Genomic DNA, 14148 nt, shown 5'->3' with positions numbered 1-14148 from the left:
GCGACTCGCCCCGCGCCCGCTCGCCCGCACCGCCCCGGCACCCCACCCTGTGGCGCATGGCGAGATGCGAAGTATGCGGCAATGACTACGGAATGACCTTCGAGGTGCACGCGCAGGGCGCCGTGCACGTCTTCGACTGCTTCTCCTGCGCGATCCACCGGATGGCCCCGATCTGCGAGCACTGTCGCGTCCAGGTCATCGGCCAGGGTGTCGAGGTCGAGGGCCACTGGTACTGCGGCGCGCACTGTGCCCGCGCGGAGGGGAAGGCGGGGATCGTCGACAAGGTCTGAGCCCCGGCCCGTCTCCCCGGACGGGGCGTCGCGCGGCCCTCGGCGGGACCCTCCCGTCGGGGGCCGAATCATGCCGAGTACCGTCAATGGGGTGTACCGCTTCCTGTTGACCCGCCAGTGGGTGATCCTCACCCTCGTGGCCCTCGCGCTCATCCCGACGATGATCAAGCTGGGCTTCTGGCAGCTCCACCGGCACGAGCACAAGGTCGCCCTGAACACGGTGATCTCCGACTCGCTCGCCGCGAAGCCGGTCCCCGTGGAGACGGTCACCACACCGGGCCGGCAGATCCGGGACGACGACCTGTACCGCCGGGTGACGGCGAAGGGCCGCTTCGACACCGCGCACGAAGAGGTCGTCCGCCGCCGCACCAACGCCGACGGCGAGGTCGGCTACCACGTCCTGACCCCGTTCGTCCTGGACGACGGCCGCGTCCTCATGGTCAACCGGGGCTGGGTCCCGGCGGACGGCGCGCAGACCGCCTTCCCAAAGATCCCCGCCCCCGCCGCGGGCGAGATCACCGTCACCGGCCGGCTGATGGCCGACCAGACGACCGCCGAGAGCGGCATCAAGAACGTCCAGGGCCTGCCCGACCGTCAGGTCATGCTGATCAGCAGCGGGCAGGAGGCGCAGCGCCTCGGCAAGGACGTCCTCGGCGGCTACGTCGAGCAGACCGCGCCCGCTCCCAGGGGCGGCTCCCCCGAGCTGATCCCCGACCCCGAGCACAGCGACATCGGCCCGCACATGGCCTACGCGATCCAGTGGTGGCTCTTCTCGGCGGGCGTCCCGTTCGGCTGGGTGGTCCTGGTCCGCCGCGAACGCCGCGACCGGGCGGAGGCGGCCGCCGCCGAGAGCACGCCGGAGGCGGAACCGGCGGGCGTGTAGACCGACCGGCGGGTGGGCCGGCAGGCCGGCCGACCCGCGGGCACGAGGACCGCCGGGCACGCGGACCGGCAGGCATGAGGACCGCCGGGCGTGCGGACCGCCGGGCATGCGGACCGGCGGCGGGGGCTCCCAGTTCCCCCCTCCCTCCGCACCACCCGGCGCTCACGCCACTCTGGCGGCCCGATTGACCGTCACCCGGGTCGGGAACCCGTCCACCGTGCACCGACGCATCGAGGACTACGCGCTCATCGGGGACGAGCAGACCGCCGCTCTGGTGGGCCGCGACGGCTCCATCGACTGGCTGTGCCTGCCCCGCTTCGACTCTGCGGCCTGTTTCGCCGCCCTGCTCGGCGACGAGGACAACGGCCACTGGCGGATCGCTCCCGAGGGCGCCGGCGCGTGCACCCGGCGCGCCTACCGCCCGGACACCCTGGTGCTGGACACCGAATGGGACACCGACGAGGGCTCGGTCCGGGTGACCGACCTGATGCCGCAGCGCGAGCACGCCCCCGACGTCGTACGCGTCATCGAGGGCCTCACCGGCCGCGTCCGGATGCGCAGCCTGCTGCGGCTGCGGTTCGACTACGGCTCGGTCGTCCCGTGGATGCGCCGCTCGGACGGCCACCGGGTCGCGGTCGCGGGACCGGACTCCGTGTGGCTGCGCAGCGAGCCGCCCGTGTACACCTACGGCAAGGACTTCCGCACGCACTCGGAGTTCACCGTGGAGGCGGGCGACAAGGTCGCCTTCGTCCTGACCTGGCACCCCTCGCACCGGCCCCGGCCGCCCCTGTGCGATCCCTTCGAGGCCCTGGAGACCAGCGTCCAGGACTGGAGGGCATGGGCGGCGCGCTGCCGCTACGACGGTCCGCACCGGGACGCCGTCGTCCGCTCCCTGATCACCCTCAAGGCCCTCACCTACGCGCCGACCGGCGGCATCGTCGCCGCCCCCACCACCTCGCTGCCCGAGGAACTCGGCGGCGTCCGCAACTGGGACTACCGCTACTGCTGGCTGCGCGACTCCACCCTCACCCTCGGCGCGCTCCTGTCGGCCGGCTACCACGAGGAGGCCGAGGCCTGGCGCGACTGGCTGCTGCGCGCGGTCGCCGGCGACCCGGCGGCCCTCCAGATCATGTACGGCCTCTCGGGTGAACGCCGGCTGCAGGAGTACGAGATCCCCTGGCTGTCCGGCTACGCGGGCTCCTCGCCCGTCCGCGTCGGCAACAGCGCGGTCGACCAACTGCAGCTCGACGTGTACGGCGAGGTCATCGACTCGCTGTCGCTCGCCCGCCGCTCGGGCCTGCCGTCCCGGCCCCACATGTGGCGGGTGGAGTGCGCCATGATGGAGTTCCTCCGCGTGGCGTGGCGGCAGCCCGACGAGGGGATCTGGGAGGTGCGCGGCCCGCGCCGGCACTTCGTGTACTCGAAGGTGATGGCCTGGGTGGCCGCCGACCGCGCCGTCCGCACCCTGGAGGAGGACCCGAGCCTCGACGGGGACCTGGAGGGCTGGCGGGCGATGCGCGACGAGGTGCACCGGGAGGTGTGCGAGCGCGGCTTCGACCCCGTCAGGAACACCTTCACGCAGTCCTACGGCTCGCCCGAGCTGGACGCCTCCCTGCTGCTCATCCCGCGCGTGGGGTTCCTGCCGCCGGACGATCCGCGGGTGGTCGGCACGGTCGACGCGGTCCGCGAGGAACTCGCCCGCGACGGGTTCCTGGTGCGCCGCTACAGCACCACGACGACGGCCGACGTCGACGGGCTCCCGGGCGACGAGGGCACCTTCGTCGTCTGCTCGTTCTGGCTCGCGGACGCCCTGCATCTGACGGGCCGTACCCGCGAGGCGCGGGAGCTGTTCGAGCGGCTGGTCGGTCTCACCAACGACCTGGGACTGCTGTCGGAGGAGTACGACCCGGTCGCGGGCCGCCAGCTCGGCAACTTCCCCCAGGCCTTCAGCCACATCGGCCTGGTGGTGTCCGCGCTCAGCCTGTTCGGCGTCGACGAGCCGGGGGAAGCACCGGGGGCCGGGTCACCGGGATAGGGGAGGATGGGGCCATGGATCTTGGACTGAAGGATCGTGTGTACGTCGTCACGGGTGCCACCCGGGGCCTGGGCAACGCCGCCGCGCGTGAACTCGTCGCCGACGGCGCCAGGGTGGTCGTCACCGGACGCGACGAGAAGAGCGCGGCCGGCGCCGCCGCCGCGCTCGGCCCGAACGCGGTGGGCGTCGCGGCCGACAACGGGGCCGCCGAGACCCCGGCCCGGCTCATCGCCGGCGCCCGTGAGCACTTCGGCGGCTTCGACGGCATCCTGATCAGCGTCGGCGGACCGCCGCCCGGGTTCGCCGCGGACAACACCGACGAACAGTGGATGGTGGCGTTCGAGTCGGTCTTCCTCGGTGCGGTACGGCTGGCCCGCGCGGCGGCCGAGGAGCTCGGCGAGGGCGGGGTCATCGGCTTCGTGCTCTCCGGCTCGGTGCACGAGCCCATCCCCGGCCTCACCATCTCCAACGGTCTGCGTCCGGGCCTGGCCGGTTTCGCCAAGTCCCTCGCGAACGAGCTGGGCCCGCGCGGCATCCGCGTCGTCGGGCTGCTGCCGTCCCGCATCGACACGGACCGCGTCCGCCAGCTCGACGGTCTGTCCGCCGACCCCGAGGCCACCCGCGCGGCCAACGAGTCCCGCATCCCGCTGCGCCGCTACGGCGCCCCGGAGGAGTTCGGCCGCACGGCCGCCTTCCTGCTCTCCCCCGCAGCGTCCTACCTGACAGGCATCATGCTCCCGGTGGACGGCGGAATGCGGGGCGGCTTCTAGAACCCCGGCACAACAGAACACCGGCCGGGGCTCCAGGCCCCCGGCGGGGCACGCGGGACGCCGGGCCACGCGACCCGGCGGGGCACAGGAGAACACCGGGCGGGGTCCGGCCCCCGGCGGGCACGGCGGCATGCGGGGCGGACCTCCAGCCCCCCGGCGCACACGTCAGGACACCGGACGGATTCCGGCCTCCGGCGGGGCACGGCGGAACGCCGGGCGGATCTCCACCCCCGGCCGAGCAGGCAGAACGAAGGGCGGGGCTCCAGGCCCCTGGTCATGGCCCCCGGCCCGTCACGTCACCCGTTCGGCGCGGTGTTTGACGCCGCGCAGGCGCACCTCCGCCGGGAGTGCGGCGAGGCCGGCCGAGTCCCGTGCGTGCGTGAGCGCCTCCACGGTCAGCAGCCGCAGCGCCTGTCCGGGGTCCACATGCGGTTCCAGCCGGAGCCGCACGCGCGCCGCGGGCTGAGTGCGCCGCCCGGTCAGGTGGACGTCGGCCCGGTCCACACCGCCCAGCCGGGCCGATTCGGCGGCCAGTACGCCCTCCAGGGCCTGTCCGCGCAGCAGCGCGCCCGCCCCGTCACCGGTGTCGACGAGCACGTCGGCGAGCCGCCGGCGCCGTACGACGGCGACCAGCCACCACAGGGCGAGCAGCAGGAGCACCGCGAGCGCGGCGATGACGACGGGCCACCACCAGCCCTGGTCGCGCCACTTGGTCCGTTCGGCGGTACTGAGCAGCACGTCGTGCCGCCCGTCGTGGATCCACCACGACGGGGGCCGGACGCCGAGCCCCACGGCGAGCACGGAGCCGCCGAGGACGAGCAGCACGAGCCCGATGAAGCCGATCAGTACACGGTTGACGATCCGCAGCACGGACCTCACCCCTTTCGTCCGGGCCGCGCGACATGCACCGCCAGGGCGGGCGAACGGGACAGTCCCAGGCCCCTGATGCCGTCGGCGAGGGTGACGTCGAGGTCGGCGCGCACGTCGTCGAGCTCCCTGAAGTGCGCCACCGCGCGGACGTCGACCTTCCGGCGCTTCACGCGCACGCGGACCGTCTGGACACCCGCGACCTCCATGGCCCGGTCGCGGAGCGCCATCGCCGCGGCGCCCCGGTGCAGTCCGGCGCGGACGTCGGTGTGGGTGCGCCGCATCGGCAGCACGTCCCGCAGTCCCGGTGTCGCCGCGAGGACGATCAGCCACAGTCCCAGCGTGGCGGCGACTCCCGCGCCGACGAGGACCGCGGTGTCGTCGAGCGGCCGTTCGGCGAGCTGTTCGGCCAGCCAGGTCCGCCAGCGCAACGCGGACCGTCCGGCGCGCACGGCCACGACGTCGTACAGGAAGGCTCCCGCGGCGACGAGGAGCAGGAACGCGAGGATGCCGGCGGGAACGCGGCGCGCGGACCAGAACCGGCCCTGGCGGCCGTCCTCGTCGGCGGCGGTCCCCAGCGGTTCGTAGGCCGCGGAGGAGGCGGACTGGCCGAGGGCGCCCGCGCCGTCTCCCGGCTCCGGCTGCTCCTCCTTCTCCAGTACGGGCATCCTGCGGGTGTCCTCGGAGCCCTGGGGCTCGCTCATTGCGTCCTCCCCTGTGCCGCGCCGGGCCCGGGTGTCAGATGCAGCCGCTCCACCTGGACGGCCACCTCGGGCACTTCCATCCCCGCCAACGCCTCTACCCGCTCGACGACATGACGACGCACCTCGCCGCACTGGGCCCCGATGTCCGCGGGGTAGCCGAGTTCGAGGCTGACCCGGACCCGGGCGCTGTGCGTCGGGGTGCCGTCCGTGCCGCCGGAGCCCGACGCCTGGCGCCGTACGACGACCGTCGCGTGCGGGGCGGCGGCGTCGGCGGGCAGCGGAGGCAGCGCCTCGCGCGCCGCCCGCGAGGCGATCTTCGCGACGACACGGTCGGCGATCCGGGTGGCGCCCCGCTCGGGCGGCGGGACCCGGACCCTCTCGACGCCCGGCGCGGTCTCACCGAGCCGGTCGACATGACCTGGCACGCGTCACCGCCGCCGGTCGTCGCGGGCACGGAAGAGGTCGCCGATGTCCATGTCCCCCTCCAGGAACCGTCCGACGACGAACCCGACGGCCCCCAGGGCGGCCACCAGGAGGAAGGCGCCGAAGCCGCCGAAGTACCCGGCGAAGCCCAGCGCCATTCCGGCGATCATGCCGATCACGGCCAAGCTCATGATGCGCTCCTCAGCAGTCGGTGGCCGCGTGATCACTCAGGGTGCGGTGGCCGGTCGTCCCGTGGTTCCGGGCGGCCCGGTGGGTCACTGGAGCCGTGACTCCGGCTCCTCTTCCTCTTCCTCCGGAAGCTTCACGTCACTCACCGCGATGTTGACTTCCACCACTTCGAGCCCCGTCATGCGTTCGACGGCGGAGATGACGTTCTCGCGCACGGCGTGCGCGACGTCGGAGATCGACACGCCGTAGTCGACGACGATCTCCAGGTCGAGCGCCGTCTGCAGCTCTCCGACCTCGGCCTTCACACCCCGCGTCACGGATTTGGTGGAACCGCCCGGCACCCGGTCCCGTACCGCTCCGAAGGTGCGGCTCAGCCCGCTGCCCATCGTGTGGACACCGACCACGTCCCGGGCGGCGAGCCCGGCGATCTTCTCCACGACACCGTCGGCGATCGTGGTGCGTCCCCGCGTGGCGGGATCTCCGCCGCCGCGCCGGGTGGGCTTACGGGTCTGCTGGGGCTCCTTCTCCGTGTCGGGGCTGTCCGTCCGGTTCCGCTCGGTCATGTCGGTCATCGCCGTACGTCCCTTTCGGTCGTCCTCCTCTGCTCACAGTAGGTCGGGTCGCGCGGTCTCGCGCCGTGGATGGGGCACGCTGGAGCAATGACGGCGGACCGGTGGACGCAGGTGGTACGGCAGCAGCTCGGACTCGGCAGGCTCCTGCCGCTGGGCCTCGCGCTCGACGGGGCGTGGATCACGGAGGAGGCGGCCGGGTCGGTGCTGCGGCGCGAGACGGCGGCCGTCGAGGGGGTGCGGCTCGGGGCGCTGCGGATCGCGCTCGCGGATCCGGACCTGGCCGGCACACCGGCCGTACCGCCGCCGCCCAGCGCTCTGCCGCCGGGCCCGCTGCGCGTCACCGCGGAGTTCCGGGCCTCGGTGGATCCCACGGCTCCGGGCGTCGAGCCCCTTCCGGCCGTCGCGGCCCGGCTGCGCCTGGCCGTCGTGTCCGCCGCGACCCGGGTGCTCGGCCTCGACGTCGCGGAGGTCGACCTGCGGGTGACGGACCTGTCGGAGGACAAGGACGAGGACGAGGCACCCGCGGCGCCCCCGGCCGGCGACGTGAGGACGTCGCCGGTGCCGAAGGACCCCGAGGAGGCGCGGATCGCGTCGGCCGTTCTGGCGGTCCCCGGGGTCACCCGTCTGACGGACTCCCTGGGCCGGCCGGTCCACGTCGAGAGCGCGCCGCCCGCCACGGGGACGGCTCTGCCGCGCCGCCACGTCCGCGTCGAGCTGGAGGTCTCCGGGGACGAACGCGCGGTGGACGTGGCACGGACGGTGAGGGCCGCGGTCACCGAGGCCGCACAGGACGAACCGTCCGTGGCGGTCCTGGTGACGGCCGTGACCGAGGGCACGCGTCACCGGTGACCGCCGGCCCCCGGGAGGCGTGACCCGTACGACGGTACGGACGCGAGACCCGGCCCCGTACGGCGGACGGCGTCACCTCCGTACGGGCACGAGGCACGACACCCGCACGGGCGACCGTCGTTCGGGTGACCCTCGGACGACGTACGGACCGCCCGCACGGCGGGATGCCCTCCGTGCGGGTCCTCGGACAGGCGCTAGTCGCCCACGCCCGCGAGGTCGCGGAGCCTGCGGGCCTGGGAGGCGCGTTCGGCGGTGCGCTGCTCCTCGTAGGACCGCTCCTGGGCCCCGCGCAGCAGCGCCTTCGTCTCGATCACGGCGTCCCGCGGCGCGGCCAGCAGCGCCGCGGCGAGGTCGCCGACCGCGGCGTCGAGCTGCTCGCCGGGCACGGCGAGGTTGGCGAGCCCGGTGCGCTCGGCCTCCTCGGCCAGGACGAAGCGGCCCGTGGCGCAGATCTCCAGCGCGCGGGCGTATCCGACGAGGCCGACCAGCGGGTGCGTCCCCGTGAGGTCGGGCACCAGGCCGAGGCTGGTCTCGCGCATGGCGAACTGCACGTCGTCGGCGACGACGCGCAGGTCACAGGCGAGGGCGAGCTGGAACCCGGCACCGATGGCATGTCCCTGGACCGCGGCGATGGACACGAGGTCACTGCGCCGCCACCAGGTGAACGCCTCCTGGTACTCGGCGATGGTCGCGTCGAGCTCGGCGTCGGAGCCGCGCGCGAGGTCGATGAACGACGGTTCCCCGTCGAACCCCTCGGGCGTGAACGCCTGCCGGTCGAGCCCCGCGGAGAAGGACTGGCCCTCGGCACGCAGGACGACCACCCGGACGGAGCCCGGCAGTGACCGGCCGGCCTGCGTCAAGGCCCGCCAGAGAGCGGGACTCTGGGCATTGCGCTTGGCCGGATTGGTCAGCGTCACCGTGGCGATCGCGTCGTCGACGGTGAGCCGTACGCCGTCCTTGTCGAGTACCGGGTCGAGGTCCTTGTCGAGCGAAGCCATGGGCTGCCTCCGATGGGTGCGGTCGGATCAGACGCGTACCTCGCGAAGACACGAGGAACGCACCTAAGTGACTGCACAGTAACCACCCGGTCGGTCACCCGACCGACCGGGTGGTCACCACCGAAGCCGATGGGGACGCCCGGCCTCAGGCCGAGGCGGCCTTCTTGCCCCGCGTCGCTCCGCCACGCCCTCGGAGCGTGACACCCGACTCGCTGAGCATCCGGTGGACGAAGCCATACGAGCGGCCGGTTTCTTCGGCCAGCGCTCGGATGCTCGCACCGGAGTCGTACTTCTTCTTCAGGTCTGCCGCGAGCTTGTCGCGCGCGGCGCCGGTAACCCGGCTGCCCTTCTTCAGAGTCTCGGCCACCCGGTCCTCCTCATGGGAAGTGCGCTCTGGACTCTCATGATCACCCCTTTCGGGCGTCATGGCCACCCATTCGGCAAGGTCCGTAAGACAAGGTTTTGACGACAGGAGCCCGTCCCCACGAACGGAATCAGGGATTCCGGCCGATGGCGTCGGTACCGCCGAACGGGTTCCTCCGTGAAATACCTGGTCAGGGACGCAAGACGGCCGAGCCCTTGGGAACAAAGGACTCGGCCGTGAAATCGATGTACGACACACCTCGGTACGAGGAGATCTCACACAGATGATGGATCACGGATCGGCCGAATGATCCATACGCAGTGGATCACTCCATCGATCAAGCGGCTCGGGCCCCCTCCGGGAGGCCGCGCGGGGCTCAGGCGAGGGCCACCAGGTCGGCGTAGTCGGCGCCCCACAGGTCCTCGACGCCGTCCGGGAGCAGGATGATCCGCTCCGGCTGGAGCGCCTCGACGGCACCCTCGTCGTGGGTGACGAGGACGACGGCGCCCTTGTAGGTGCGCAGCGCGCCGAGGATCTCCTCGCGGCTGGCCGGGTCGAGGTTGTTCGTCGGCTCGTCGAGCAGCAGCACGTTCGCCGAGGAGACCACGAGGGTCGCGAGGGCCAGACGGGTCTTCTCACCGCCGGAGAGGACGCCGGCCGGCTTGTCGACGTCGTCGCCGGAGAACAGGAACGAGCCGAGCGTCTTGCGGACCTCGACCAGGTCCAGGTCGGGGGCGGCGGAGCGCATGTTCTCCAGGACCGTGCGCTCGGGGTCGAGCGTCTCGTGCTCCTGCGCGTAGTAGCCGAGCTTGAGGCCGTGGCCCTCGACGACCTCTCCGGTGTCGGGCTTCTCGGCACCGCCGAGGAGCCGCAGGAGGGTCGTCTTGCCGGCGCCGTTCAGGCCGAGGATGACGACGCGGGAGCCCTTGTCGATGGCCAGGTCGACGTCGGTGAAGATCTCCAGGGAGCCGTACGACTTCGACAGGCCCTCGGCCATGAGCGGCGTCTTGCCGCAGGGCGCGGGCTCCGGAAAGCGGAGCTTGGCGACCTTGTCGGAGACCCGGACGGACTCCAGGCCGGCGAGCAGCCGGTCGGCGCGCTTGGCCATGTTCTGCGCGGCGACCGTCTTGGTGGCCTTGGCGCGCATCTTGTCGGCCTGCGCGTTCAGTGCCGCGGCCTTCTTCTCCGCGTTCTGGCGCTCGCGCTTGCGGCGCTTCTCGTCGGCCTCGCGCTGCTGCTGGTACAGCTTCCAGCCCATGTTGTAGACGTCGATCGTGGCGCGGTTGGCGTCCAGGTAGAACACCTTGTTCACGACCGTCTCCACGAGGTCGACGTCGTGGGAGATCACGATGAAGCCGCCGCGGTAGGTCTTCAGGTAGTCGCGCAGCCAGACGATCGAGTCGGCGTCGAGGTGGTTCGTCGGCTCGTCGAGCAGCAGGGTGTCGGCGTCCGAGAAGAGGATGCGGGCCAGCTCGATACGACGGCGCTGACCGCCGGAGAGCGTGTGCAGGGGCTGGCCGAGCACGCGGTCGGGCAGGTTGAGCGCGGCGGCGATCGTCGCGGCCTCGGCCTCCGCGGAGTACCCGCCCTTGGTGAGGAACTCCGTCTCCTGGCGCTCGTACTGGCGCAGGGCCTTCTCCCGGGTCGCCCCCGAGCCGTTGGCGATGCGCTGTTCGTTCTCGCGCATCTTGCGGATCAGTACGTCCAGGCCGCGGGCCGACAGGACGCGGTCGCGGGCGAGGACGTCGAGGTCTCCGGTGCGCGGGTCCTGCGGGAGGTAGCCGACCTCGCCGGAGCGGGCGACGGCTCCGGCGGCGGGCTGTCCCTCACCCGCGAGGACCTTGGTCAGGGTCGTCTTGCCCGCGCCGTTGCGGCCGACCAGACCGATGCGGTCGCCCTTCGTGATGCGGAAGGTGGCGGACTCGATGAGGATGCGGGCGCCGGCGCGCAGCTCGATACCGGAGGCGGAGATCACGGACAGACTCCAGAGCGATGGGGAGGCGGGGTGGGCGGCTGAGGCGTTCCCGCCGTCTAATGCGCGAGGAGAATGGCCATGGGCCAAGTCTAACGGGGCCGTGCAACCAGTTTTCCGGTGCGCACTGTGATGCTCGCCCCCTTCCGGGAGGCTCCGGACGCCCGGATCGGCCGGGTCCGGCGGCCGGGGGCCGGGTCGCCCGTTCGGACCGCGGGCCGGGGCCGGGGGCCCGGGAGCGTACGAGGATGGCGCCACGGAGCGACGAAAGTGGTGTGCTCATGCGGTTCGACGACGACGCCGATCTGGACACCTCCGAGGTCCAGGACGTACGCGGCAGTCGCATCCCCGGCGGCAGGGCGACCATCGGCGGTGGCCTCGCCGGTCTGATCGCCCTGGTCCTCGGGCTGCTCTTCGGGGTGGGTCCCGACCAGCTCGGGCTCACCTCGGACGGCGACCAGCCCGGGGCGACCTCCTCATCGCTCGCGCAACTGCGGCAGACCTGTCTGAAGGGGCGGGACGCCAACGCGCAGGAGGACTGCCGGACCGTGGCGGTGGTCAACAGCGTGCAGGCCTACTGGGACCGGGAGTTCGCGCGCCGGGGCGGCACCTACACCCGGGCCCCGACGGTGTTCTTCGGCGGCCGGGTCGGCACCGCCTGCGGCACCGCGTCGTCGTCCGTCGGGCCCTTCTACTGTCCCGGTGACCGCAAGGTCTATCTGGACCTGGGCTTCTTCGACGATCTGCGGACGAAGTTCGGCTCCGGCGGGGGACCGTTCGCGCAGGCCTACGTCGTGGCGCACGAGTACGGGCATCACGTGCAGAACCTGACGGGCACCCTGGCCCGCTCGCAGGACGGCGTGACCGGGGCGAACAGCAACTCGGTGAAGGTGGAGCTCCAGGCCGACTGCTACGCGGGGGTGTGGGCGCGGCACGCGACCACCACTCCCTCCTCGTCGGGCAGGCCGCTGCTGACCTCGCTGACGGACGCCGACATCCGCGACGGCCTGGACGCGGCGGGGGCCGTCGGCGACGACCGGATCCAGGAGCGGTACCAGGGCCGGGTGACGCCGGAGACCTGGACGCACGGGTCGGCCAAGCAGCGGCAGCAGTGGTTCTACCAGGGCTTCACCAGCGGCGACATGGCGCAGTGCAACACCTTCCGGTGAGCGTGGGCGTGCCGGGGACCCGGGCCGCGGGGCGTTGTCAGTGGCCGGTGCCAGACTGGGCGGCGGATCGGAATTCCGGCGTTTGTGACGAGACGGAGTGATCGTTATGGCTGGCACGAACGGGCGCCCGAGCATCTACCCCTCGATGCTGTACGCGGACGCGAAGGCGGCGATCAAGCAGCTCACGGAGGCCTTCGGCTTCACCGAGCTGGCCGTCTACGAGGGCGAGGACGGCTCGGTGATGCACGCCGAGCTGGTGCAGGGCAACGGCGCGGTGATGCTCGGCTCCAAGGGCCGCGGCGGCCGCTTCGACGAGGCGATGAAGAACGCGGGCCCGTGCGGGGTGTACATCGTGGTGGACGACGTGGACGCGCACCACCAGCGGGCCGTGGAGCACGGCGCGGAGATCCTGATGGCCCCCACCGACCAGGACTACGGCTCGCGGGACTACATGGCCCGCGACCTGGAGGGCAACATCTGGAGCTTCGGCACCTACGCCCCCGAGACGGACGGGTAGGACCGCCCGGGCTCCGGCCCGGGGCGGTCCCGGCCGGGCCGGTCAGCTTCCTCCGGTGTGCACCTGGAAGGCGGCCCGGCGTACGGCCTTGGCGAGCGCCGGGTCGGGGTGGGCGGCGGCGAGCGCGACCAGCACCTGCACGGTGCGCGGGTGCCCGACGGCGCGCACCTCGTCGAGGAGCGCGGGCACGGTGGGCTGCACCGCGGACTCCAGGTGGCGGACCAGGAGCGGGGCCTCGCCGTGGTCGGCGACCGCGGCGGCGGTGTCGACCCACAGCCAGGTGGACTCGGCGCGGGTGAGGACCTCGTGGGCGTCCTCGGGGTCGTATCCGTCGTGCTCGGCGAGCCACAGCAGGGCGTAGGGGCGCAGTGAGGCCTCCTCGGCCACCGCGCGCACGTCCGGTTCGGCGGGGGCGCCGACCACGCGCAGCGCCTCGAAGGCGAGGCCCCGGGTGAGGGCGTCCTCGCCGCGGGCCGCGGCGATCAGTTCGGTGACGGCACCGCCGACCGGGCGGGCGGCGAGCCAGGCGCGGTACTCGGCGCGGGCGGCGTTGGGGCGGAGCTGGGCGCAGCCTCGGAGCATGTCCTCGGCGGACTGCTCGATGTTGCCGGCCGGGCTCTGCGCGGCGACGCAGATCTGCTCCAGCTTGACCCAGACCGCCCAGCTTCCGAGCGCGGTGAGGGTGGCCTGTCCGTCGCCGTAGGTCAGGGCGCCGACGGAGGCGAGCGCCTGGAGGGCCCATTCGAGGAGCGGGGCGAGGGGGGCGTCCGGGACCTCGGCGGGTTCCGGGGCGGGCTCGGTCGCGGGCTCGGGGCCGTAGGAGATCTCGCAGCGCTCGGTGCGCAGTTCCGTGACGCGCTGGCCGAGGAGGTCGAGAAGCTGGTCCACGGGGACGGGCCCGGCGGAGAGCTGGAGGAAGGAGAGCACCTGGGGCATCGCGGAGACGACCTCGGCGACGGCCGCGGGCTCGCGGTCCACCGGCTCGGGGTACGCGAGGGACCAGGCGTCGAAGAGGGCGACCCAGCCGCGCAGGACGGCGCTGTCGTCGCGGCTCCAGGCGCGCAGCCGCCAGCCGGGGCGGGCGTCGCCGCCGTGCACCTCGATGAGGCCGGCCAGGCGTGCGGTGTCCCAGTCGGCGCGGACCTGGGCCGGGGCCAGTCCGAGATCCGTCGCGGCCCGCTCGGCGGTGGCGTCGGAGAGGGTGCCCTTGCCGTCGGGGTTCGCGCCGTCGCGTCCCGGGCGCAGGGCGGCGTCGGCCCAGCGCGCCACGCGGGCCGCGTCGGACAGGCCGGTGCGCGCCATGCGGGCGAGTTCCGCGGGCGGCGGTGTGCCTTCCGGCGGCCGCGGTGCGGGGCGGCGGGTGCGGCGCTGGGTCACCGCTCGGGGAGCGGTCGCGAGGGACCGGGGGCTGACGAGTCGGAGCCTGGAGTCGCGCGGGTTACGGGACGTCACGGGTGCAGTCTTGCGGTTGACAGTCCGAAAACCCAAACGGAATGCCGTCGCGGACCGCGGGGGCGCCGGGAGCGGGGGCCTGCCGGGGTGCCCC

16 protein-coding genes are annotated in these 14148 nt (G+C 73.1%); 7 read left to right on the top strand and 9 right to left on the bottom strand.

Annotated elements, in window-relative coordinates; all coding sequences use genetic code 11:
- The first annotated feature begins 56 nt into the window (after nt 1-56).
- The 4 genes from ACFRIC_RS35170 to ACFRIC_RS35155 all read left to right on the top strand — a co-directional run bounded on the left by ACFRIC_RS35170 (nt 57) and on the right by ACFRIC_RS35155 (nt 3978).
- A complete protein-coding gene (locus tag ACFRIC_RS35170; RefSeq protein WP_078943477.1) occupies nt 57-290 on the top strand; it encodes a hypothetical protein in 234 nt (77 codons plus the stop codon).
- A 91-nt stretch (nt 291-381) separates the two neighbouring features.
- Entirely contained in the window at nt 382-1173 is a 792-nt protein-coding gene (locus ACFRIC_RS35165) for an SURF1 family protein (RefSeq protein WP_382794635.1), read from the top strand.
- Nucleotides 1174-1390: 217 nt separating this feature from the next.
- Nucleotides 1391-3208 (top strand): glycoside hydrolase family 15 protein, encoded by a 1818-nt coding sequence (locus tag ACFRIC_RS35160; RefSeq protein WP_382794632.1) that lies wholly within the window; start codon nt 1391-1393, stop codon nt 3206-3208.
- Nucleotides 3209-3222: 14 nt separating this feature from the next.
- Complete coding sequence (locus ACFRIC_RS35155) at nt 3223-3978, top strand: SDR family oxidoreductase (RefSeq protein ID WP_382794629.1); 756 nt, start codon at nt 3223-3225, stop codon at nt 3976-3978.
- 291 nt (nt 3979-4269) lie between these two features.
- On the opposite strand, the gene amaP is transcribed toward ACFRIC_RS35155, so the two are convergent.
- From amaP to ACFRIC_RS35130, 5 genes are all read right to left on the bottom strand, one after another.
- Nucleotides 4270-4857, bottom strand: a complete 588-nt coding sequence (gene amaP, locus ACFRIC_RS35150) for an alkaline shock response membrane anchor protein AmaP (protein WP_382794625.1) — start codon at nt 4855-4857, stop codon at nt 4270-4272.
- Nucleotides 4854-5549, bottom strand: coding sequence for a DUF6286 domain-containing protein (locus ACFRIC_RS35145; RefSeq protein WP_382794622.1), 696 nt, complete (start codon nt 5547-5549; stop codon nt 4854-4856). The genes amaP and ACFRIC_RS35145 overlap by 4 nt, the downstream gene beginning before the upstream one ends.
- Nucleotides 5546-5974 carry an Asp23/Gls24 family envelope stress response protein gene (locus ACFRIC_RS35140; protein ID WP_382794619.1) on the bottom strand — a complete coding sequence of 143 codons (429 nt, stop codon included), beginning with the start codon at nt 5972-5974 and terminating at the stop codon, nt 5546-5548. The genes ACFRIC_RS35145 and ACFRIC_RS35140 overlap by 4 nt, the downstream gene beginning before the upstream one ends.
- A 3-nt stretch (nt 5975-5977) precedes the next feature.
- Nucleotides 5978-6163, bottom strand: a complete 186-nt coding sequence (locus ACFRIC_RS35135; RefSeq protein WP_382794616.1) for a hypothetical protein — start codon at nt 6161-6163, stop codon at nt 5978-5980.
- An 84-nt stretch (nt 6164-6247) separates the two neighbouring features.
- Complete coding sequence (locus ACFRIC_RS35130; RefSeq protein WP_361685684.1) at nt 6248-6733, bottom strand: Asp23/Gls24 family envelope stress response protein; 486 nt, start codon at nt 6731-6733, stop codon at nt 6248-6250.
- Nucleotides 6734-6820: 87 nt separating this feature from the next.
- On the opposite strand from ACFRIC_RS35130, the gene ACFRIC_RS35125 reads away from it, so the two are divergent.
- Nucleotides 6821-7582 (top strand): nucleopolyhedrovirus P10 family protein, encoded by a 762-nt coding sequence (locus ACFRIC_RS35125; RefSeq protein ID WP_382794614.1) that lies wholly within the window; start codon nt 6821-6823, stop codon nt 7580-7582.
- 194 nt (nt 7583-7776) lie between these two features.
- Here the strand turns inward: ACFRIC_RS35125 and ACFRIC_RS35120 are convergent, their stop codons facing one another.
- The 3 genes from ACFRIC_RS35120 to ACFRIC_RS35110 all read right to left on the bottom strand — a co-directional run bounded on the left by ACFRIC_RS35120 (nt 7777) and on the right by ACFRIC_RS35110 (nt 10919).
- On the bottom strand, nt 7777-8580 hold the full coding sequence (locus tag ACFRIC_RS35120; protein WP_382794612.1) for an enoyl-CoA hydratase/isomerase family protein: 804 nt from the start codon (nt 8578-8580) through the stop codon (nt 7777-7779).
- A 145-nt stretch (nt 8581-8725) separates the two neighbouring features.
- Nucleotides 8726-8947 (bottom strand): helix-turn-helix domain-containing protein, encoded by a 222-nt coding sequence (locus tag ACFRIC_RS35115; RefSeq protein WP_006123601.1) that lies wholly within the window; start codon nt 8945-8947, stop codon nt 8726-8728.
- Nucleotides 8948-9320: 373 nt separating this feature from the next.
- Nucleotides 9321-10919, bottom strand: coding sequence for an ABC-F family ATP-binding cassette domain-containing protein (locus ACFRIC_RS35110; RefSeq protein WP_382794609.1), 1599 nt, complete (start codon nt 10917-10919; stop codon nt 9321-9323).
- 278 nt (nt 10920-11197) lie between these two features.
- Between ACFRIC_RS35110 and ACFRIC_RS35105 the strand changes: the two genes are divergently transcribed.
- Together ACFRIC_RS35105 and ACFRIC_RS35100 are read left to right on the top strand one after the other, a co-directional pair.
- On the top strand, nt 11198-12085 hold the full coding sequence (locus ACFRIC_RS35105) for a neutral zinc metallopeptidase (RefSeq protein WP_382794607.1): 888 nt from the start codon (nt 11198-11200) through the stop codon (nt 12083-12085).
- A 106-nt stretch (nt 12086-12191) separates the two neighbouring features.
- Nucleotides 12192-12602 (top strand): VOC family protein, encoded by a 411-nt coding sequence (locus ACFRIC_RS35100; protein WP_382794604.1) that lies wholly within the window; start codon nt 12192-12194, stop codon nt 12600-12602.
- 42 nt (nt 12603-12644) lie between these two features.
- On the opposite strand, the gene ACFRIC_RS35095 is transcribed toward ACFRIC_RS35100, so the two are convergent.
- Nucleotides 12645-14054 (bottom strand): hypothetical protein, encoded by a 1410-nt coding sequence (locus ACFRIC_RS35095; protein ID WP_382794602.1) that lies wholly within the window; start codon nt 14052-14054, stop codon nt 12645-12647.
- Between the last annotated feature and the right edge of the window lie 94 nt (nt 14055-14148).

This window comes from Streptomyces sp. NPDC056738 (assembly GCF_042790435.1).
Taxonomy (GTDB): Bacteria; Actinomycetota; Actinomycetes; order Streptomycetales; family Streptomycetaceae; genus Streptomyces.
This window is presented reverse-complemented; position numbering and strand designations above follow the sequence as displayed.

Coding starts and splice junctions, on each gene's coding strand:
- ACFRIC_RS35170 (WP_078943477.1), top strand. CDS start 57: ATGGCGAGATGCGAAGTATGCGGCAATGACTACGGAATGACCTTCGAG.
- ACFRIC_RS35155 (WP_382794629.1), top strand. CDS start 3,223: ATGGATCTTGGACTGAAGGATCGTGTGTACGTCGTCACGGGTGCCACC.
- ACFRIC_RS35145 (WP_382794622.1), bottom strand. CDS start 5,549: ATGAGCGAGCCCCAGGGCTCCGAGGACACCCGCAGGATGCCCGTACTG.
- ACFRIC_RS35135 (WP_382794616.1), bottom strand. CDS start 6,163: ATGAGCTTGGCCGTGATCGGCATGATCGCCGGAATGGCGCTGGGCTTC.
- ACFRIC_RS35130 (WP_361685684.1), bottom strand. CDS start 6,733: ATGACCGACATGACCGAGCGGAACCGGACGGACAGCCCCGACACGGAG.
- ACFRIC_RS35125 (WP_382794614.1), top strand. CDS start 6,821: ATGACGGCGGACCGGTGGACGCAGGTGGTACGGCAGCAGCTCGGACTC.
- ACFRIC_RS35120 (WP_382794612.1), bottom strand. CDS start 8,580: ATGGCTTCGCTCGACAAGGACCTCGACCCGGTACTCGACAAGGACGGC.
- ACFRIC_RS35105 (WP_382794607.1), top strand. CDS start 11,198: ATGCGGTTCGACGACGACGCCGATCTGGACACCTCCGAGGTCCAGGAC.
- ACFRIC_RS35100 (WP_382794604.1), top strand. CDS start 12,192: ATGGCTGGCACGAACGGGCGCCCGAGCATCTACCCCTCGATGCTGTAC.